The sequence below is a fragment of the Arthrobacter sp. TJ-178 genome (assembly GCF_058269275.1).
This window is the reverse complement of record NZ_JBZCNK010000001.1, coordinates 631,680-650,717: the sequence shown is the minus strand read 5'-3', so window position 1 is coordinate 650,717 and position 19,038 is coordinate 631,680. Positions and strand designations below refer to the sequence as shown.

General features: G+C 65.4%; 17 protein-coding genes. 11 read left to right on the top strand and 6 right to left on the bottom strand.

The window, feature by feature from the left end:
- Positions 1–135 precede the first annotated feature (135 nt).
- The 5 genes from AC4D2Q_RS03070 to ccsB all read left to right on the top strand — a co-directional run bounded on the left by AC4D2Q_RS03070 (position 136) and on the right by ccsB (position 5,270).
- The gene (locus tag AC4D2Q_RS03070; protein WP_490926278.1) at positions 136–798 is read left to right on the top strand and encodes a histidine phosphatase family protein; all 663 of its coding nucleotides are present in this window, start codon (positions 136–138) and stop codon (positions 796–798) included.
- Positions 799–854: 56 nt separating this feature from the next.
- Complete coding sequence (locus AC4D2Q_RS03065) at positions 855–1,490, top strand: TlpA family protein disulfide reductase (protein WP_490944864.1); 636 nt, start codon at positions 855–857, stop codon at positions 1,488–1,490.
- A gap of 5 nt (positions 1,491–1,495) precedes the next feature.
- A complete protein-coding gene (locus tag AC4D2Q_RS03060) occupies positions 1,496–2,296 on the top strand; it encodes a cytochrome c biogenesis CcdA family protein (protein ID WP_490926280.1) in 801 nt (266 codons plus the stop codon).
- Positions 2,297–2,487: 191 nt separating this feature from the next.
- Positions 2,488–4,185 (top strand): cytochrome c biogenesis protein ResB, encoded by a 1,698-nt coding sequence (gene resB, locus AC4D2Q_RS03055; RefSeq protein WP_490926813.1) that lies wholly within the window; start codon positions 2,488–2,490, stop codon positions 4,183–4,185.
- Complete coding sequence (gene ccsB, locus AC4D2Q_RS03050) at positions 4,185–5,270, top strand: c-type cytochrome biogenesis protein CcsB (RefSeq protein WP_490926281.1); 1,086 nt, start codon at positions 4,185–4,187, stop codon at positions 5,268–5,270. The genes resB and ccsB overlap by 1 nt, the downstream gene beginning before the upstream one ends.
- A gap of 236 nt (positions 5,271–5,506) precedes the next feature.
- Here the strand turns inward: ccsB and AC4D2Q_RS03045 are convergent, their stop codons facing one another.
- Positions 5,507–5,887 (bottom strand): PLD nuclease N-terminal domain-containing protein, encoded by a 381-nt coding sequence (locus AC4D2Q_RS03045; RefSeq protein ID WP_490926282.1) that lies wholly within the window; start codon positions 5,885–5,887, stop codon positions 5,507–5,509.
- 121 nt (positions 5,888–6,008) lie between these two features.
- Between AC4D2Q_RS03045 and AC4D2Q_RS03040 the strand changes: the two genes are divergently transcribed.
- Complete coding sequence (locus AC4D2Q_RS03040; RefSeq protein WP_490926283.1) at positions 6,009–6,320, top strand: DUF4229 domain-containing protein; 312 nt, start codon at positions 6,009–6,011, stop codon at positions 6,318–6,320.
- An 80-nt stretch (positions 6,321–6,400) separates the two neighbouring features.
- On the opposite strand, the gene AC4D2Q_RS03035 is transcribed toward AC4D2Q_RS03040, so the two are convergent.
- The 3 genes from AC4D2Q_RS03035 to AC4D2Q_RS03025 all read right to left on the bottom strand — a co-directional run bounded on the left by AC4D2Q_RS03035 (position 6,401) and on the right by AC4D2Q_RS03025 (position 9,464).
- The gene (locus AC4D2Q_RS03035; protein WP_490926284.1) at positions 6,401–7,285 is read right to left on the bottom strand and encodes a 1,4-dihydroxy-2-naphthoate polyprenyltransferase; all 885 of its coding nucleotides are present in this window, start codon (positions 7,283–7,285) and stop codon (positions 6,401–6,403) included.
- 72 nt (positions 7,286–7,357) lie between these two features.
- A complete protein-coding gene (locus AC4D2Q_RS03030; protein ID WP_490944863.1) occupies positions 7,358–8,500 on the bottom strand; it encodes an AMP-binding protein in 1,143 nt (380 codons plus the stop codon).
- 10 nt (positions 8,501–8,510) lie between these two features.
- Positions 8,511–9,464: a 1,4-dihydroxy-2-naphthoyl-CoA synthase gene (locus tag AC4D2Q_RS03025; protein ID WP_400933188.1), complete on the bottom strand. Its 954-nt coding sequence runs from the start codon at positions 9,462–9,464 to the stop codon at positions 8,511–8,513.
- Positions 9,465–9,626: 162 nt separating this feature from the next.
- Between AC4D2Q_RS03025 and AC4D2Q_RS03020 the strand changes: the two genes are divergently transcribed.
- Genes AC4D2Q_RS03020 through AC4D2Q_RS03000 form a run of 5 tightly spaced genes read left to right on the top strand, consistent with a single transcriptional unit; the run spans position 9,627 to position 17,879 of the window.
- Complete coding sequence (locus AC4D2Q_RS03020) at positions 9,627–13,346, top strand: nitrate reductase subunit alpha (protein ID WP_490944860.1); 3,720 nt, start codon at positions 9,627–9,629, stop codon at positions 13,344–13,346.
- Entirely contained in the window at positions 13,346–15,109 is a 1,764-nt protein-coding gene (gene narH / locus AC4D2Q_RS03015; RefSeq protein ID WP_490944856.1) for a nitrate reductase subunit beta, read from the top strand. The genes AC4D2Q_RS03020 and narH overlap by 1 nt, the downstream gene beginning before the upstream one ends.
- Positions 15,106–15,804 (top strand): nitrate reductase molybdenum cofactor assembly chaperone, encoded by a 699-nt coding sequence (gene narJ, locus AC4D2Q_RS03010; RefSeq protein WP_490944854.1) that lies wholly within the window; start codon positions 15,106–15,108, stop codon positions 15,802–15,804. Before narH ends, narJ begins: the two co-directional genes overlap by 4 nt.
- Positions 15,801–16,610 (top strand): respiratory nitrate reductase subunit gamma, encoded by an 810-nt coding sequence (gene narI / locus AC4D2Q_RS03005; protein ID WP_490944851.1) that lies wholly within the window; start codon positions 15,801–15,803, stop codon positions 16,608–16,610. The genes narJ and narI overlap by 4 nt, the downstream gene beginning before the upstream one ends.
- A 36-nt stretch (positions 16,611–16,646) precedes the next feature.
- Complete coding sequence (locus AC4D2Q_RS03000) at positions 16,647–17,879, top strand: MFS transporter (RefSeq protein WP_490944849.1); 1,233 nt, start codon at positions 16,647–16,649, stop codon at positions 17,877–17,879.
- An 18-nt stretch (positions 17,880–17,897) separates the two neighbouring features.
- On the opposite strand, the gene AC4D2Q_RS02995 is transcribed toward AC4D2Q_RS03000, so the two are convergent.
- Both AC4D2Q_RS02995 and AC4D2Q_RS02990 read right to left on the bottom strand, forming a co-directional pair.
- Positions 17,898–18,506: a hypothetical protein gene (locus tag AC4D2Q_RS02995; protein WP_490944847.1), complete on the bottom strand. Its 609-nt coding sequence runs from the start codon at positions 18,504–18,506 to the stop codon at positions 17,898–17,900.
- Positions 18,507–18,552: 46 nt separating this feature from the next.
- Positions 18,553–18,897, bottom strand: a complete 345-nt coding sequence (locus AC4D2Q_RS02990; RefSeq protein WP_490944845.1) for a hypothetical protein — start codon at positions 18,895–18,897, stop codon at positions 18,553–18,555.
- Positions 18,898–19,038: the final 141 nt, after the last annotated feature.

The following is a 19,038-nucleotide window of genomic DNA, read 5'->3' as shown; positions in this document are numbered from 1 at the left end:
CTCCTGATGCTGGTGGGTTTCGGGACGCTGCCCGCTGCATGTTCATGCATTTGCATTTACTCTCGCACATAAAAGTTCAAGCTTCAAGTATCTGGCAGATTTAATCCTGCGCCCGCTCTCTGCGAAACTTAGGACATGTCGCGTGCCTCGATCCACCTCGTCCGCCATGGAGAAGTCTTCAACCCCGACGGAGTCCTCTACGGACGCCTGCCGGAGTTCCACCTGTCCGAGCTGGGCCAGCAAATGGCCCGCCGCGTGGCCGGTTACTTTGAAGCCCAGAAGAACGACGGCGCCAACCTGGTCCACCTCGTGGCCTCGCCTCTGACCCGGGCGCAGGAGACCGCTGCTCCCATCGCCGCCTCCCTGGGCCTCGAAGTCACCACCGATGAACGGATCCTGGAGGCCACGAACAAGTTCGAGGGGCTCTCGGGTGTCACCAGCCGGCTGCGCAACCCGCGTTACTGGCCGCTGATGTACAACCCGTTCAAGCCGTCCTGGGGCGAACCCTATGCGGCGCAGGCAGAACGGGTGATGGCAGCCGTGAACGACGCACGCATACGCGCCACCGAGCTGGGCGGGAACCGCGCCGAAGCCATTCTCGTCAGCCATCAGCTGCCCATCTGGGTGACGCGGCTGTCCGCGGAGGGCCGGAAGCTCTGGCATGATCCCCGCAACCGCGAGTGCACGCTGACTTCGGTCACCACCCTGGACTTTGACGGCGATACGCTGATCGGCGTGCGTTATGCGGAGCCTTCTGCGGACCTTCTGCCGGGTGCCGCGAATATCCCGGGAGCATAATAGAATTACTACGCGTTGTAGAAGTGGCCCCCTGCCACGATGAAAGCTGGAAATAGTTGAAGAATCCTCAAAGCACCTCCCAGCCGGAAGCCTTGCGCCGCCGATCCTTCCTGAAGCTCGGCGCCGGCTTGGCTCTCAGTGCATCCCTGGTGGCGGCATCAGCAGGCTGCGCGGTGGAGGATCCGCTGGCAGCACAGGCTAAAGCAGGCGACAACAAGAACTACATTGCCGGTGACGGATCCGTCACCGAGTACGCCGCTGATCAGCGCGGTGAACCGGTACAGCTCGAGGGCACCCTGTTTGACGGCACCACCGTCTCTTCGTCCGAGTTTGAAGGCGACGTGGTGGTTTTGAACTTCTGGTACGCCGCCTGTGCACCGTGCCGCAAGGAAGCTCCGGACCTGGTGGAACTGCACGACCAGTTTGAGCCCGAAGGTGCCCGCTTCTACGGCGTCAACATCCGCGACGAAGCCAATACGGCCGAGGCTTTTGAGCGCTCATTCGGGATTCCCTACCCCAGCTTCCAGGACAAGGACGGCGGAATCCTGCTGGCCATGACGCAGTTTGTCCCGCCGTCGGCCGTTCCCACCACGCTGGTCCTGGACCGTGAGGGCCGCGTCGCCGCCCGCATCCTGGGATTGGCGGACAAGGGCACCCTGAAGGCACTTATCACTGACGCACTGGCAGCCTAGCCGGCATGGTCCCCCTCCACCTCGCCACCGCCCTGCCTGCCGCTGTTCCCTCAGCCAACGTCTTTGCCGAAACCATCCTCAACGGCTCCATGCTGCTGGCCATCCCCGTGGCTGCCCTGGCGGGCCTCGTTTCCTTCCTCTCCCCGTGCGTATTGCCGCTCGTCCCGGGCTATCTGGGCTACGTCACCGGCCTGACCGGAGTGGACCTGCAAAAACAGCGCCGCGGACGGATGCTGGCCGGAATCGGCCTTTTTGTCCTCGGTTTCTCCGTGGTCTTCGTCATTATCGGAGCCGGCGTCGGCCAGCTGGGCGGATGGCTCCGCGGCTCTGACCAGGCCTGGATTCCCCAGGTTCTGGGTGCAGCCATCATCATCCTGGGCATCGTCTTCATGGGCGGCCTGAGCTGGTTCCAGCGGGACCGGAAAATCAGCGCCCGTCCGCCGGCCGGACTCTGGGGCGCACCCCTGCTGGGCATTACCTTTGGACTGGGATGGGCGCCCTGCCTTGGACCCACCCTCTCCGCCGTGCAGCTCCTGTCCTTTTCCGGGGATGACGCCACCGCCGCCAAGGGCGCGTTCCTGACCTTCATTTACTGCCTCGGCCTGGGCCTTCCGTTCCTGCTGATAGCCCTGGGATTCCGCCGGGGGATGGGTGCCCTGGGCATCTTCCGCCGTCACCGTCTGGCACTGCAGCGCTTTGGCGGCGGCATGCTGATTGTCCTGGGCGTCCTGATGCTCACGGGTGTCTGGAACATCTGGATCAACAATCTCCAAGGTTGGTTGGATAGTGTGACCCTGCCAATCTGATGCACCGGCGGTTCCCGGCTATCCAACCGGGAGCCGGCTGAACCCTGTATCCCGCACGAACCCCTTCAAAGAACCATGAGAGCAAGTTGAACCGCGAACCGGATGTTTTGACCGAAGCCGAGAAAAACGGCGCGAGTACCTCCGGCGTGCCCGGGAAGAAGGGCCGCAAGGGCCGCAACGGTGACGTCCAGATGCCGGCCCTCGGCCCGCTGGGCATGATCCGGTGGGCATGGACGCAGCTTACGAGCATGCGGACCGCACTGTTCCTGCTCCTGCTGCTTGCCGTGGCTGCCGTGCCGGGATCACTGTTCCCGCAGCGGCCGGCCAACCCCGCCGTCGTGACCCAGTACCTTAAGGACAACCCGGACACCGGCCCCTGGCTGGACCGGCTGCAGCTCTTTGACGTGTACTCCTCCGTCTGGTTCTCGGCCATCTACCTCCTGTTGTTCATTTCCCTGATCGGTTGCGTCATTCCGCGGGCCCGGGCGCACTACCGCGCCATGCGGTCCAAGCCGCCGCGCACCCCCAAACGCCTCTCCCGCCTGCCGGAATACGGCACGCTGGCCGTTCCTGCGGCGTCCGGGCTGACCGCCGCTTCCGCCGTCCAGGAGGCGGCACAGATGCTGCGCAAGCGCGGGTACCGGGTGGACGTCCGCGACCTGGACACCGACCGTCCCTCCGTGGGCGCCGAGCGCGGCTTCGCGAAGGAAGTCGGAAACCTGGTCTTCCACACCGCCCTGATCGGAGTGCTGTTCTCGATCGGCGTCGGCGGACTCTTTGGTTACACCGGCCAGAAGGTGGTGGTGGAGGGGGAATCGTTCGTCAACACCCTGGTGGGCTATGACTCGTTCACCCCCGGCACCAGCTTCAGCGAGGATCAGCTGGCCCCCTACTCGCTGACGCTGGACGATTTCGACGCCACGTTTGACCGTGAATCCACCACCCACTACGGGCAGCCGCTGGACTTCACCGCTTCCATGACGGTCAAGGAGAGCCCTGATGCCGCCGAACATTCGGAAACGCTCAAGGTAAACTCGCCGCTGACCATCGGCGGCAGCCGCGTCTACCTCGTCGGCAACGGTTACGCGCCCGTCGTCACGGTGCGCGACGGCGAAGGCAACATTGCGCTGCAGGGCCCGGTGGTGTCCATTCCCAGTGACGGCATGTACACCTCCCTGATGGTGATCAAGGCTCCCGATGCCAAGCCCGACCAGCTCGGTTTTGTGGGCTTCTTCCTGCCCACGGCAATGCTGGACGAGGAAGGCGTGTCCTACTCCGGCGATCCGGATCCGATCAATCCGCAGCTGAACCTGAACGCCTACTACGGAGACCTCGGACTGGACGAAGGCGTGCCCAGCAACGTCTACGTCCTGGACACCGAAGACCTCACGGAGATCAACAGCCGCAACCTGGACGCCGGCGGCATCGTCCTCGGCGAGAACCAGACCTACGAGCTGCCCGAGGGCAAGGGCTCGATCACCTTTGACGGCATCAAGCGTTACGCCGCGTTGGATATCCACTATGACCCCGCCAAGATCTGGGTTCTCGTCTTCGCCGTGCTGTCCCTCTCAGGGCTGGCGGCCTCACTGTTCCTGGCCCGCCGCCGCGTCTGGATCCGCACCGGCACGCACGCTGACGGGCGCATCATGGTCGAATACGGACTGCTGGCACGCGGCGAAGACCAGCGACTGGCCGGCGAGGCCGCTGCGGTCCGCAGCCTGCTGGAGAAGCAGTGGTTGGCGGGCGGCAGCACGGTGGAGGACAATGGCGCAGGGGAAGCCTCTGCTCCGGAGTCCGGACAGCAGCACACAGACCGGGACGCAGTGCCCGGAGCATCAGCGGCGGACAGCAGTGCCGTTACGGAGAAGGAAACAGGTAAGGACTCGTAATGCCCATCGACTACACCCTCGCTGAATACAGTGAGCTGTTCATGCTGCTGGCGGCGTTTGCCTATACGGTGGCGTTCCTCGCCTTCGCATGGGACCTCGCCAAGAGCAGCAAGACCATCCAAGCGGTCGAGTCCAAGCTCACGCAGCACAAGTCCGGAGTGCCCGCAGGCGTTGCCGCCGGCGCATCGGTCCGTTCGGGCCGCGCCGGAAGCGACAGCCGTGCAGGCGATGACAGCTACTTGGCGGACGGCAACGTCCGCGGCTGGAACGCCGACGGCGGAGCGGTGGCGCAGACTGCCGATGCCTCCATGGGCTACGTCGGAGCACGCCGCAACGCTGCACGTGTGGGTGTGGCCCTGACGGTGCTCGGCGCCCTGATCCACGCCGCAGCAGTGATCTCCCGCGGAATGGCCGCCCACCGCGTGCCGTGGGGCAACATGTATGAGTTCTGCACCACCGGCGCCCTCGTTGTCGCCGTCGTCTTCCTCGTGGTCCTGCTGCGCCGCGACCTGCGCTTCCTCGGCACCTTTGTGCTGGGCCTGGTCCTGATCATGATGATGGTGGCCACCATCGGTTTCCCGACCCCGGTGGCGCACCTGATCCCCGCACTGCAGAGCTACTGGCTCATCATTCACGTATCAGTAGCCGTCATCGCCTCCGCACTCTTCACGCTCACCTTCGCCATGTCCGTGCTGCAGCTGCTGCAGGCGGACCGCGAAACCAAGATCCGCAGCGGCGGAACCTCCAAGCTGTCCTTCCTTCGGATCGTTCCGTCCGCCCAGAGCCTGGAAAACTTCGCCTACCGCATCAACGCCGTGGCCTTCGTCCTGTGGACGTTCACCCTGATGGCCGGTTCAGTCTGGGCCGAACAGGCCTGGGGCCGGTACTGGGGCTGGGACACCAAGGAAGTCTGGACCTTCGTCATCTGGGTGGTCTACGCCGGTTACCTGCACGCCCGTGCAACCCGCGGCTGGACCGGAACCCGTGCCGCCTGGCTGTCCATCGTCGGCTACCTGTGCGTGGTCTTCAACTTCACGATCGTCAACGTCTTCTTCGCCGGCCTGCACAGCTACTCCGGCGTCTAGCACCCGCCCAGCTGCTCAGCCCCTGCAAAGCCCGCTCCCGGTTCTCCGGGAGCGGGCTTTGTTGTTTCCGGGGTGGCATTGGGTCATCGAGTGTCGGGGTGATGCCGCTTAGACGCGCGCAATGCGGCATCATCGCCGCACTCGGCGGCGGTCCGCTGCACAGCCACAGCGGCGGACAGCAAAAAACCCGCCTCCGGAATTCCGGAGACGGGCGTGATGGTGAGAGCCGGCGGCTGTCAGGCGCTGGGCTTTTCGTCGTCGTTCTTCTTGTTGCCGGACTGCTTTTCGCGCTCACGCAGCTCGGCCTCGCGGCGCTTCAGCTCGGCTTCCTTCTCCTGCTGGCGGCGGCGGATGGCCAGATTGCGCAGGAACTCCGGATCATCGTCGGGTGCGGTGGGATGCCGGGGCTTCCGGTTCTTGGGTTCCGGGCCGCTCATCGGGCGCCCGAAAAGGAACCACAGGAGAGCACCCAGGACCGGAAGCAGCACGATCGTGAAGAGCCAGGCGATCTTGGAGATGCTCCGCACCTCCTGCGCCCGCGACATGATGCAGTCGATGATGGCGTAAATAATGACGGCGGCGACAATGATTACACCGAAAAGCACGAGGCGAGGCATGCCCCAATTGTAGTGGAGTGCGGCCCCCGTGCAGCTTCGGGTTTGGTGCCGGGCGGGTCGGACGGGGTGTGGAGGAACACGAGCAGAAGCCCGGAGGAGGAACAGCCACTAGAATGAGCGTGTGGCTTTCTGGAAATTTACCGCTCTCCGCCTTGGTTTGGTGGCCGTCTTTTTTGCAGCATGCGTCTGGTTGGGACTGGGCCTTGTCCTCTCGGCCATCGTCGGCGCCGTGCTCGCCTGGTGCGTAACGTACCTGTTCTTCCGCGATATGCGCGATGAGGCAGCCCGCACCGTGCAGAACCGCTTCCGCGGCGGGGCGCCGCGGACCCCCAACCGGGTGGAACGCGAAGACGCCAGCGCCGAAGACAGCCTGCTGGACTCCAACCCCGAGGTGCAGATCAACTCCGACCGCCGCCCCCGCGACGAGCAGTAAAAGGGCCTCAACCGAGGCTGCTCAGCAAGAGCGCCCCGGTAACTGGACTACCTCCGTCCAGCCCTAGGCGGGGTCCAGCCCTAGGCGAGCAGGCGGGTCAGCACCAGCCCGAGGCTGTACAACGCAGCGAAGCCCAGGTTGATCAGCCCGGTCTGCTTCAGCACCGGGATCAGGCTCCGGCGTTCCTTGCCCCTGAGCATCAGCCAGCTGGGCATGAGGCACGCCGGAATCAGCAGCAGCACCAGCAGTATCCAGGGGTAATCCGCCGTGAGGAACAGCGGCAGGAGAATGGCGACGGCCAGCATCATGACGTAGCTGATGCGTGCCGCTTCATCGCCGAGCCGCACGGCCAGCGTCCGCTTTCCCACCTCGCGGTCGGTGGGGATGTCCCGCACGTTGTTGGCCATGAGCAGGGCCGTGGCAATCAGGCCGGTGCCGACGGCGCCGATCACGGCGGGTGCGCTGATCTCGCCGGCCTGCGTGTAGGTGGTCCCGAGAGTGGCCACCAAACCAAAGAACACAAACACGAAAATGTCGCCCAGGCCCTTGTAGCCGTAGGGGTTGCGGCCTCCCGTGTACCCCCAGGCCGCGGCAACGCAGCCCACTCCCACCAGGATCAGGAACCAGGCGGAGGAGAGGATCACCAGCACCAGCCCGGCCACCATGGCAGCGCCGAAACAGGCAAAGGCAGCGCGCTTGACCTGCTGGGCCGGCGCCGCTCCGGAACCCGTGAGCCGCAGCGGGCCCACCCGGTTGTCGTCCGTTCCGCGGATGCCGTCCGAATAGTCGTTGGCGTAGTTCACGCCCACCTGCAGCAGGACGGCCACCAGTGCGGCAAGCACGGCGTTCAGGGGCTTAAAGGAACCCAGGTCATAGGCCGCCGCCGTGCCGATAATGACCGGCGCCACCGCCATGGGCAGGGTGCGGGGGCGGGCTCCTTCTAACCATTGCGCGGCTGTAGCCACAATCAACGTCCTCTTGTTCTAGTGATGGTTCGTGGGTGATGTGATCAGCGGCGCGAAGGTGCCGCGGTACGTTCAGGGGTGCGTGTGCCCGGCGGCGGCCAGCAGCTGCCGGATCCCCACCCGGTCTGTTTTGCCGTTGGGCAGCAGCGGCAGGGCTTCCAGCAGCAGAACCACCTTGGGGACGGCGGGCTTTCCCAGCGCCGCGCGGACCGCATCTTTGACCTTTTCAGGATCAATGGAGCCGACGACGGCGGCGCCCACCAGGCTGCCCCACTCCGGGCTGTCCAGGCCCAGGACCACAGCTTCGGAAACTTCCGGCAGCTGCTCGATCGCGGCTCCCACGGCTGCGGCGGAAATCTTGATGCCGCCGCTGACAATAACGTCATCCAGCCGTCCGGAGACACTGACCCGGCCGTCCTGCACGCTGCCGGCGTCATCGGTCCGGTACCAGCGCTTTCCGGAGTTGAAACGGAAGCGCTCGGCGGTCAGTTCCGGCTGGCCCATGTAACCTTCGGCAAGGACATCCCCGGCAATCCACAGGACGCCGGATTCCACCGTCACATCCACGCCCGGCAGCGGAACGCCGTCGTACACACAGCCGCCGCAGGTCTCACTCATGCCGTATGTGGTGACAATATTCAGGCCCAGTGCGGCCGCATTGGCCAGCAGGCCGGCGCCGGCCGGTGCTCCGCCAAGCAGGATCGCGTTGAAGCGGCGCAGCACGCGCAGGGTTTCCGGTTCGGGGTTGGTCAGCAGCCGGTGCAGCTGGGTGGGAACCAGGGAGGTGAACCGGTTGCGGTCCGTCATCTCAGCTGCGGCCTGCGTGAAGCGGGCGGCGCTGAAGGACCCGGAGGTGTCCATGAAGACGGGCTGGGTGCCGGCATACAGCGACCGGATCAGGACCTGAACGCCGGCAATGTAGTGTGCCGGCAGGGCCATCAGCCACTGGCCGTCCGCGTGCAGTGCCATGGCCGTGGCCATGGAGGACGCGGCGAGCGCATCGGTGCTGAGCATGGTCTGCTTGGGCGTCCCGGTGGACCCGGAGGTGCTGATCACCAGGGCAATGTCATCATTGGGCAGCTCGCCGGTGAACGTCTGCAGCGGGTCCGCGTGCGGGGCAACTGCCGGACCTTCGCCGGCGAGGGCGGCGGCCAGCGGAGCCAGCAGCGTCTCGGCTTTGAATCCGGCGGGAGTGTGGACGGTCAGCAATTCCATGGTCGGCGGCCTAGAAGTAGTAGGGGAAGGAGGACCAGTCGGGGTCGCGTTTCTCAAGGAAGGCTTCCTTGCCCTCCACCGCCTCGTCCGTCATGTAGGCCAGGCGGGTGGCCTCTCCGGCGAAGACCTGCTGTCCGGCCAGACCGTCATCGGCCAGGTTGAACGCGAACTTGAGCATGCGGATGGCCTGCGGTGACTGCCGGGCAATGTCTGCAGCGTATTCCAGGGCCACCTTTTCCAGATTCTCGTGATCCACGGCTTCGTTCACCGCGCCCATGGCCACCATGTCTTCGGCCGAGTACTCGCGGGCCAGGAAGAAAATTTCCCGCGCCTTCTTCTGGCCGATCTGGCGGGCCAGCAGTGCGGAGCCGTATCCGGCATCGAAGCTGCCCACGGTGGCGTCGGTCTGCTTGAACTTGCCGTGCTGGCGCGACGCGATGGTGAGGTCCGAGACCACGTGCAGGCTGTGCCCGCCGCCGGCGGCCCAGCCGTTTACGACGGCGATGACCACCTTGGGCATGGTGCGCATCAGCCGCTGGACTTCCAGGATGTGCAGCCGGCCGGCGCGGGCCGGGTCAATGGTTTCCCGGGTTTCTCCCTCGGCGTACCGGTAGCCGTCACGGCCGCGGATCCGCTGGTCGCCGCCGGAGCAGAAGGAATGCCCGCCGTCCTTGGGGGAGGGGCCGTTTCCGGTGAGCAGGACGGTGGCGACGTCGGGGGTCATCCTGGCGTGGTCCATGGCCCGGTACAGCTCGTCCACGGTGCCCGGACGGAAGGCATTGCGTACCTCAGGCCGGTTGAAGGCAATACGCACCGTCGGCAGATCCCGGATGATGCCGCCGTCGGCCGCGCGCTCCACCTGGCGGTGGTAGGTCATGTCCTGCAGGTCCTCGAACCCGGAGACGAGACGCCACTGCTGCGGGTCGAAAATATCGGACACCTGTTCTGGAAGTTCTGTGCTCACACTTCTGAGTTTATCGTTCCGGCCCAAACCGGGTGCGCGGGGCTCCCGCGGAGCGGCGAAGACGCGTGCCCAGCCATGTTCCGGCGGCCGGTCTGCGGCCCGCCTCGGGTATTTGGCGCTGGGGGCTGTCGGGAATACCGGCTCCGGGCCTAGCGTGAATTCATGGCTGGCACCGCTCCGGGGATCGATGGCCCGGCAACAGAGGCAATGCTCAAACTCGGCAGGTTTTTCACCCGCTGGGATGAGACCGACGATGGCCGCGCCGTGTTCCGGGAAGGCGGGCGGAAGGGCGATTCCTTCTACCGCAACCGCTGGAGCCACGACAAAGTGGTCCGGTCCACCCACGGCGTGAACTGCACCGGTTCCTGCTCCTGGAAGGTGTATGTCAAGGACGGCATCATCACCTGGGAGGCCCAGGAGACGGACTATCCGACGGTGGGCCCGGACCGGCCGGAGTATGAACCCCGCGGCTGCCCGCGCGGTGCCGCATTCTCCTGGTACACCTATTCACCCACCCGGGTGCGCTATCCGTACATCCGCGGCGTGCTCCTGGAGATGTACCGGGCGGCGAAGAAGGAAACCGGGGACCCGGTGCTGGCCTGGGAAAGGGTTGTCGGAGATCCCGAAGGCCGCCGCACCTATCAGCAGGCCCGCGGCAAGGGCGGGCTGGTCCGCTCCAGCTGGGCCGAGGCGCTGGAGATGACCGCCGCGGCGCACGTGGCCACCATCAAGAACTACGGTCCGGACCGCTGCACCGGCTTCTCTCCCATTCCGGCCATGTCCATGGTGTCCCACGCTGCCGGTGCGCGGTTCATCAACCTCATCGGCGGGGTGATGAACAGCTTCTACGACTGGTACGCGGACCTGCCGGTGGCCAGCCCGCAGGTTTTCGGGGACCAGACGGACGTGCCCGAATCCGGGGACTGGTGGGATGCCACCTACCTGATGATGTGGGGCTCCAACATCCCGGTCACCCGCACCCCGGACGCGCACTGGATGGTCGAGGGGCGCTACCGCGGGACAAAGGTGGTTTCAGTCAGCCCCGACTACGCGGACAACACCAAGTTCGCGGACGAGTGGCTCCCCGCCCAGGCTGGATCCGACGGTGCGCTCGCCATGGCCATGGGCCATGTGATCCTCAAGGAAAACTTCGTGGACCGCAGGGTTCCGTTCTTCGAGGACTATGTCCGCCAGTTCACCGACCTCCCGTTCCTGGTCTCCGTGGACACCCGCACCGACGGAACGGTGGTTCCGGGCAAGTTCCTCACCGCCTCGGACCTCGGCGGGCGTGAATCCGGGGCCGCGGACGCCGCCTTCAAGACGGTGCTGCTGGACCGCGACGCCGGTACCCCCGTGGTGCCCAACGGTTCCGTGGGCTTCCGCTACAACGACGGCGACGCCGGGAAATGGAACCTGGACCTGCAGGGCGTGGTTCCGGCGCTGTCCATCGCTGACGCTTCCTCCTGGCAGGGGGAAACCAGCCGGGTGGACCTTCCGGCCTTCACCGATCCCAGCGGCGTGGGATCCGTGATGCGCCGCGGCGTACCGGTGACCACCGTCGCCGGACGGACGGTGACCACGGTCTTTGACCTGATGCTCGCCCAGTACGGGGTGGGCCGGGACGGACTGCCGGGGGAGTGGGCAGTCGGATATGACGACGCGGAAACCCCCTACACTCCTGCCTGGCAGGAGGAAGTCACCAATGTGTCCCCGGAAGCGGTCATCCGCACCGCCCGTGAGTTCTCGGCCAACGCTGAAAAGTCCAAGGGCCGGTCCATGATCATCCTCGGCGCCGGAATCTGCCAGTGGTACCACGGGGACGTTACCTACCGGGCGATCCTGGCGATGCTCATGCTCACCGGCTGCGAGGGCCGCAACGGCGGCGGCTGGGCTCACTACGTGGGCCAGGAAAAGTGCCGGCCGATCACCGGCTGGGCCGCAATGGCTTCAGCCGGAGACTGGAACCGGCCTCCCCGGTTCATGATCGGCACCGCCTTTTGGTACATGCACACCGACCAGTTCCGTTCCGACGGCTACTCCTCTGATTCGATGCAGTCGCCGCTGGCCTCGGGCCACCTGCGCGGCATGCACACGGCCGACGTCATCGCGAAGTCCACCCGGATGGGCTGGATGCCGTTCTATCCCCAGTTTGACGCCAAGAACTCGCTGGACGTGGCCGATGAGGCAGCAGCCGGCGTGGCCCGCGGCGAGGCAGCCGATGAAGCGTCCTGGGTGGCCCGGCGGCTCAAGGACGGCCGGCTCCGGTTTGCCGTCGAAGATGTGGATGCACCGGAGAACTGGCCGCGGACCCTGGTTCTGTGGCGTTCCAACCTGCTGGGTTCCTCGGCCAAGGGGGAGGAGTATTTCCAGAAGCATCTGCTGGGCACTTTGAACAACGTGATGGGGAAGGACCACGGCGAATCCCGGCCCGCCGACGTCGTCTGGCACGAAAAAGCACCGCAGGGAAAGCTGGACCTGCTGGTGTCCGCCGACTTTCGGATGACCAGTTCCACCCTGCTCTCCGACGTCGTGTTCCCGGCCGCCACCTGGTACGAAAAATACGATCTCTCCTCCACGGACATGCACCCGTATGTGCATGCGTTCACGCCCGCCATTGCACCGCCGTGGGAAGCAAAGACGGACTACGATCTTTTCCGGCTGCTGGCCGAGGAAGTCTCCCGCCAGTCCGTGACCCACCTGGGCGTCCGGAAGGACCTGGTGGCCACGGCCCTGACGCATGACACCCCGGGTGAAATTGCCCAGCCCGGCGGCCACGCCCCGGACTGGAAGGGCACCGACATCCCGGCGATCCCGGGCAGGAACCTGCCCGACCTCAAAGTGGTGGAGCGGGACTACACGGCCATTGCGCAGAAGTTCGTGGCTGTCGGGCCGCTGGCGGACAAGCTGGGCCTGGTCACCAAGTTCGTGAAGTATGACGTCACCAAGCCGGTGCAGGAGCTGGCCCGGATGCACGGGGTGTATGACCGGGGCGCTGCGGCGGGCCGCCCGGCCGTGGATACGGATGCGCGGATGGCCGAGGCCATCCTGCGGCTCTCCGGAACCACCAACGGGGAACTGGCGGTGCAGGGTTTCCGGACCTTGGAGAAGCGGACCGGCACCCCGCTGGCGGACCTGGCCGAAGGCGCCGAGGACCGGAAAATCACTTTCCGTGACACCCAGGACCGCCCCACCCCGGTCATCACCTCCCCGGAATGGTCCGGTTCGGAAACCGGCGGGAGGCGCTACGCTCCCTTCACCATCAACATTGAACGGCTCAAGCCCTTCCACACACTCACCGGCCGGATGCACTTCTTCCTGGACCACGACTGGATGCAGGACATGGGCGAGGCCCTGCCCATCTACCGGCCGCCGCTGGACATGCACCGGCTCTTCGGGGAACCGCAGCTGGGGACCCGCGGCGATCTGTCGGTGGCGGTGCGTTACCTGACCCCGCACAACAAATGGTCCATCCACTCCGAATACCAGGACAACCTGCTGATGCTCTCGCTCTCCCGCGGCGGAACGGCCGTATGGATGAGTACGCAGGATGCCGCACTGATTGAAGTTAATGACAATGACTGGGTGGAGTGCATCTCCAACAACGGGGTCCTGGTGGGCCGGGCCATTGTGTCCAGCCGGATGCCGGCAGGGGTCATTTACGTCCACCACGCCCAGGAGCGCATCATCGACGTGCCCAAGTCCGAAGCGACCGGCCGGCGCGGCGGCATCCACAACTCGGTGACCCGGATCCTGGTCAAACCCACGCACATGATCGGCGGCTACGCGCAGCTCTCCTGGGCCTTCAACTACCTTGGGCCCACCGGCAACCAGCGCGACATTGTCTCCGTTGTCCGCAAGCGTTCCCAGGAGGTGGCGTACTGATGCGAATCATGGCCCAAACAGCAATGGTGATGGCACTGGACAAGTGCATTGGCTGCCACACCTGCTCCGTGACCTGCAAACAGGCATGGACCAACCGGGCGGGAACCGAATACGTCTGGTTCAACAATGTGGAAACCCGGCCCGGGCAGGGCTATCCGCGCCGCTACGAGGACCAGGAGAAGTGGAAGGGCGGCTGGGAGCTGAACAGCCGCGGCAAGCTGAAGCTGAAGGCCGGCGGCCGGCTGGCGAAGTTGTTCGGTATTTTCGCCAGCCCGGTGCAGCCGGAGCTGGACGACTACTACGAGCCGTGGACCTACGACTACGAGAACCTCATCAACGCTCCGGCCGGCAATGACTTTCCGGTGGCGAAGCCGAAGTCGCTGATCACCGGTGAAGATATGAAGATCCAGTGGTCCGCCAACTGGGATGACGACCTGGGCGGCTCGGCACGCACCGAGCTCAGCGATCCGGTGCTGGAAAAGATGCGCCGCGAGGCGGAGGAGAAGGTGAAGCTGGAATTCGACTCCACCTTCATGTTCTATCTGCCGCGGATCTGCGAGCACTGCCTCAACCCCTCCTGCATGGCCTCATGTCCCTCCGGCGCCATCTACAAGCGTGAAGAGGACGGTATTGTCCTGGTGGACCAGGACCGCTGCCGCGGCTGGCGGCAGTGCATCACCGGCTGCCCGTACAAGAAGATGTACTTCAACCACCGCTCCGGCAAGGCGGAGAAGTGCACCTTCTGCTATCCGCGCATCGAAGTGGGCCTGCCCACCGTCTGTGCGGAGACCTGTGTGGGCCGGCTGCGCTACATCGGCATCTTCCTGTACGACGCCGACCGGGTGACCGCGGCGGCGTCCGTTCCGGATGAAAAGGACCTCTACGAGGCCCAGCTGGATCTGATGATGGATCCCAACGACCCGGAGGTCATCGCCGCAGCGCGGGCCGAGGGCATCCCCGAGGACTGGCTGGAGGCCGCCCGGCGCTCGCCGGTCTACGCGATGGCCAAGGTCTTCCGGGTGGCGCTGCCGCTGCACCCCGAATACCGGACCATGCCGATGGTCTGGTACGTACCGCCGCTGTCCCCGATTGTGGATGTGCTGAAGGAACAGGGGCACGACGGCGAGAGCGCGGACAATCTCTTCGGCGCCATCGATGCGCTGCGGATCCCCGTGGAGTACCTGGCCGAACTGTTCACCGCCGGAGACACGGACCTGGTCACCGGCGTGCTCCGAAAGCTCGCCGCCATGCGTGCCTACATGCGGAACATCACCCTCGGCGACGCCCCCGATGAACAGATTGCCGCCGACGTCGGAATGACCGGGGAACAGATCGTGGCTATGTACCGCCTGATGGCCATCGCCAAGTACGAGGAGCGGTACGTCATCCCCAGCGCACATCTGGAGGATGCCCACAACCTGGAGGAAATCGGCTGCTCGCTGGATGTCGAGGGCGGTCCGGGAATGGGCCAGACGGGGGTCTTCGGTGAGGCCTCCGGGCGGCCGATGCCGGTGGCGGTGGAAAACTTCGCCGCGCTGCAGGCCCGCCAGCGCGGGGACGATCCCACCGACAACGGTGATTTGGGCGGCCGGGTCAACCTCTTGAACTGGGACGGGCGGGGTGCACCCAGGGGGCTGTTTCCGGCTGACGGGAACCGTGGCGTGCCTGGAACCACCGGCGGTACCCAGTCCGACAGCGGCATCGGCGCCGGTTACGACCAGGCCGAGGGCGACGGACCTGACCAGCAGGGAGGTGGCAGGTGAGCCTGCTGGAGAAACTGCTCGGCAAGCCCGGCAAGGGAACCGTCGAGCCGGAACCGTACAAGGACAGCAACCCCCGGCGCAGCGCCGTCGTCCGGCAGGTTTGCGGCCTGCTGCTGGAATATCCGGACCAGGAACTGGTGGACCTGGTGCCGTCCATGCGGGCGGCGCTCGCCGAGGCCGGTGCAGATGCCGGGCCGGTCCAGGAACTGTTGTCCTGGCTGACCACCGAACCGCTGCCTCAGGTGCAGGCGGAGTACGTGCAGGAATTTGACCTGTCCAAGCGGCACAGCCTGCACCTGACCTACTGGACAGACGGCGACACCCGCCGCAGGGGCGAGGCACTCGCAGCCTTCAAGGAGGTTTACCGGGCGCACGGAGCGCTGCCGGAGGGCAGCGAGCTGCCGGATTACCTGCCGCTGGTGCTGGAATTTGCCGCCAAAGTTTCCCCGGCTGACGGCTATGAACTGCTGCAGCGCTACCGGCCCTCGCTGGAACTGCTCCGGCTCGCGCTGCGCGACGACGGCCTGGCCTACGCCGGCGCCCTGGCGCTGGTGTGCTCGACCCTGCCCGGAGTCTCTCCCGAGGACCGGCAAACGGTGATGCAGACCGCCGGCTACGGGCCGCCCACGGAAACCGTGGGGCTGGAACCGTACAGCTCCCGGCTGTTGCCGGTGCATGAAAGGAACGCGCCATGATACGTGCGGACGTACCCCCGCCCGCCGATGTGCAGGTGGGTCTGGGGGATGTGATGCTCTGGGGCGTGCTGCCCTATGTGGTGCTGGCCGTGCTGGTTCTGGGATCAATCTGGCGCTACCGGTATGACCAGTTCGGGTGGACCACCCGTTCCTCCCAGCTGTACGAATCCCGGCTGCTGCGGGTGGCCTCTCCGCTGTTCCACTTCGGCATCCTCGCGGTCATCGTGGGCCACTTCGTGGGGCTGGTCGTCCCGAAGAACTGGATGGACGACATCGGGATCAATGAGGACCGGTACCATTTCTTTGCCCTGAGCGTGGGATCCATCGCCGGGTTCGCCACGCTCGTGGGGATTGTGCTGCTGATCTACCGGCGGCGGACCACCGGCCCGGTCTTCATGGCCACCACCCGCAATGACAAGGTGATGTACATCTTCCTGCTTGCCGCCATCCTTGCCGGCCTGGCCACCACCGTCTTCTCCGTCTTTGATGCCGGAATCGTGAACTACCGGGACACCGTGGCCCCGTGGTTCCGCTCCATCTTCATCTTCCAGCCGGACATCGCCGCGATGACCGGCGCATCCCTCTCCTTCAAGATCCATACCCTGTGGGGCCTGGCACTGTTTGCCCTCTGGCCGTTCACCCGGTTGGTCCATGCTTTCACCGCTCCGCTGCAGTACCTGTTCCGCCCGTACATCGTGTACCGCTCCCGTGGCCGGCGTCCCGTTCCCGGAGCTGCTGCTCCGCGGCGGGGCTGGGCTCCGGTGGGCACCCCGGACCGCAACCGCCCGGGAGTAACCCGCGACTGACATCCCGGCACCAGCCCGGAGCGAGAGGAGTTTGCCATGCCAGCTTCAGCGCAGTTCCCGGCGCCCGCCGTCAACCTGAAATCCGGGCAGCTGAAGAACCTCATTGTTGCCACGGTGGCGTCCACGGTGGGGTTCTGGGCCTGGACGATTATCGGTCCGCTTTCCAGCCGGTATGCCGCGGACATGGATTTGGGAGCCGGTCAGACCTCCATTCTGGTGGCGATGCCCATCCTGGTGGGGTCCGTGGCACGCATCCCCGTGGGTGCCCTGACCGACCGGTTCGGCGGACGGGTCATGTTCACCGTCATTCTGGGCATCACCGCGCCCCTGGTGCTGCTCACCGGGATCGTGGGACAAATGGGAAACTTCCCGTTCCTGGTGGTGATTGCGTTCTTCCTGGGCATTGCCGGCACAGTGTTCGCCATCGGCATTCCGTTCTGCTCGGCCTGGTACGAGCGCAACCGGAAGGGATTCGCCACCGGCGTCTTCGGGGCCGGCATGGTGGGCACGGCAGTCTCGGCGTTCTTCACCCCGCGGCTGGTCACCGCCGTCGGCTACATGGGCACCCACATCACCATCGCCGTCGTCGTGGCGGTCATGGCGGTGCTGAGCTGGCTGATCCTGCGCGAGTCCCCGGCCTGGTCCGCGCCCACCGAACCGGTGCTGCCGAAAATCACCCACGCCTTCACCCTGCGCGTGACCTGGCAGCTGTGCTTCCTCTACGGAGTGGTGTTCGGCGCGTTCGTGGCGTTCTCCAACTACCTGCCCACCTATCTGGGCAACGTTTACGACTATGACGCCACCGCGGCCGGAACACGCACCGCCGGCTTCGCCGTGGCCGCCGTGATCGCCCGTCCGATCGGCGGAACGATTGCGGACAAGGTGGGCCCAAAGCTGGTCACGCTGACCTCGCTGGCCGGAACCGTGGTCCTGGCCGTCGTCGTGGCGCTGCGGCCGGAAGAGGAACGCGTGTACGGCACGGCGTTCATTTTGATGGCCCTGTTCCTGGGACTGGGCACCGGCGGCGTGTTTGCCTGGGTGGGCCGCGCAGCTCCGGCACAGGACGTGGGCACCGTGGGCGGGATCATCGCGGCCGCCGGCGGACTGGGCGGCTATTTCCCGCCGCTGGTCATGGGCGCCACCTATGATCCAGCCAACCGCAGCTACTTTGTGGGGCTGATGCTGCTGGCGGCCTTCGCCGCCGCCGCCTTCCTGCTGACCTTCACAGTGCGCAACGGCGGCAAAGTGGATCAACGCACCCGCACATAAGCTGCTTTCCCGGGAGAGCTACTGGCCGGTGCCCGCCTTTGTCTCAACGACAGTTGCATCATCGGAAACCCGCGCCTGAACCCAGAAGGAGCTACCGGCTGAAGTCTCGACCGCGACTTCCAAATCCGGAACTGCCACCGCCGAGGCGCGGTTGTACATCACGAAGGGCAAGTTCCCGCAGGAATGGTTGCTGATGCCGCCGATGGCGGGTTCCGTCCTCAGGGCAATCTTTTCACCCGGAGGGCACGTCGCGTACACCGCAAGGGTGAGATATTGGCCCTCCTTCAATCCGCCCTCAATGACGTAGTTACCGGTACCTGTCCCTTTTTCGGAGAGCACCAGTTCTTCCGGCGGATACGACCTTGATTCCGCTGACAAGGGCTCATGCAGCGGCTCGCTTTCGGCAGAGGGTGACGGAACTGCCGAGGTAGTCGAGGGTTCCGGGCTGGCCGTACTCCCTGCGGCGGTGCCGTCCGCCGGACCGGCCGAACACGATGCCAGAAGCACCGCCGCGGAACAGGCCAGCAGGATCACAGGCGTTCTGGAAGACTTGGAAATGTCCGTTGTGCGGTTCCAAAGTGTATTTTCCATTGATAACCCTAAGCACATCCGCGAGGCCTGATTCAAGGGGTTTAGCTAATCGGTTGTTTGAGGCAAGGGCTTGAAGTCCGCTTTATTGTGCATCGGCAACCCTAATGCCAAGCCAGTAGGGGGTTTCCTCATCGGTGGTGATGGTGACTGTGAATTCCGGCAGGGACTCAGGGGCCGGAGCGCTGGTATACGAGGACTGCGATTTATTGCTGCAGGGAAAATTCGAATCAATCAGCGGCGTGGTCGTAGCCGTCACCGCGGCACGGGACCCGGGCCGGCAGGACACGGTCACCAATACCGTTTGTCCGGGCGCCAGCCCGCCTTTCACCTGGTAAGTCCCGTTCCCCGTGCCCTTCTCGGAAACTACCGTCCGTGCCGGAGTGGTCCCCAAGGGCTTGTCCGCGAGAGGGTCCTGAAGTGCGTCCATGTCCGCATCGGGGGAGGTGGTTGGACTTGCCGGCTCCGCGGGTGCAGGGATTGAAGACAGCGGCTCGTCCGCAGCGCCAGCCGAGCCACCCGAGCCAGCGGAGCTACCCGACCCAGCGGAGCAGGACGCGAGGACAGCGGT

Bases quoted from the DNA above. Each gene is read 5' to 3' on its own strand.
- resB (WP_490926813.1), top strand. From the start codon at position 2,488: ATGCCGGCCCTCGGCCCGCTGGGCATGATCCGGTGGGCATGGACGCAG.
- AC4D2Q_RS03060 (WP_490926280.1), top strand. From the start codon at position 1,496: ATGGTCCCCCTCCACCTCGCCACCGCCCTGCCTGCCGCTGTTCCCTCA.
- AC4D2Q_RS03070 (WP_490926278.1), top strand. From the start codon at position 136: ATGTCGCGTGCCTCGATCCACCTCGTCCGCCATGGAGAAGTCTTCAAC.
- narH (WP_490944856.1), top strand. From the start codon at position 13,346: ATGCGAATCATGGCCCAAACAGCAATGGTGATGGCACTGGACAAGTGC.
- AC4D2Q_RS03020 (WP_490944860.1), top strand. From the start codon at position 9,627: ATGGCTGGCACCGCTCCGGGGATCGATGGCCCGGCAACAGAGGCAATG.
- AC4D2Q_RS02990 (WP_490944845.1), bottom strand. From the start codon at position 18,897: ATGGACGCACTTCAGGACCCTCTCGCGGACAAGCCCTTGGGGACCACT.
- AC4D2Q_RS03000 (WP_490944849.1), top strand. From the start codon at position 16,647: ATGCCAGCTTCAGCGCAGTTCCCGGCGCCCGCCGTCAACCTGAAATCC.
- AC4D2Q_RS03030 (WP_490944863.1), bottom strand. From the start codon at position 8,500: ATGGAATTGCTGACCGTCCACACTCCCGCCGGATTCAAAGCCGAGACG.
- narI (WP_490944851.1), top strand. From the start codon at position 15,801: ATGATACGTGCGGACGTACCCCCGCCCGCCGATGTGCAGGTGGGTCTG.
- ccsB (WP_490926281.1), top strand. From the start codon at position 4,185: ATGCCCATCGACTACACCCTCGCTGAATACAGTGAGCTGTTCATGCTG.
- AC4D2Q_RS03045 (WP_490926282.1), bottom strand. From the start codon at position 5,887: ATGCCTCGCCTCGTGCTTTTCGGTGTAATCATTGTCGCCGCCGTCATT.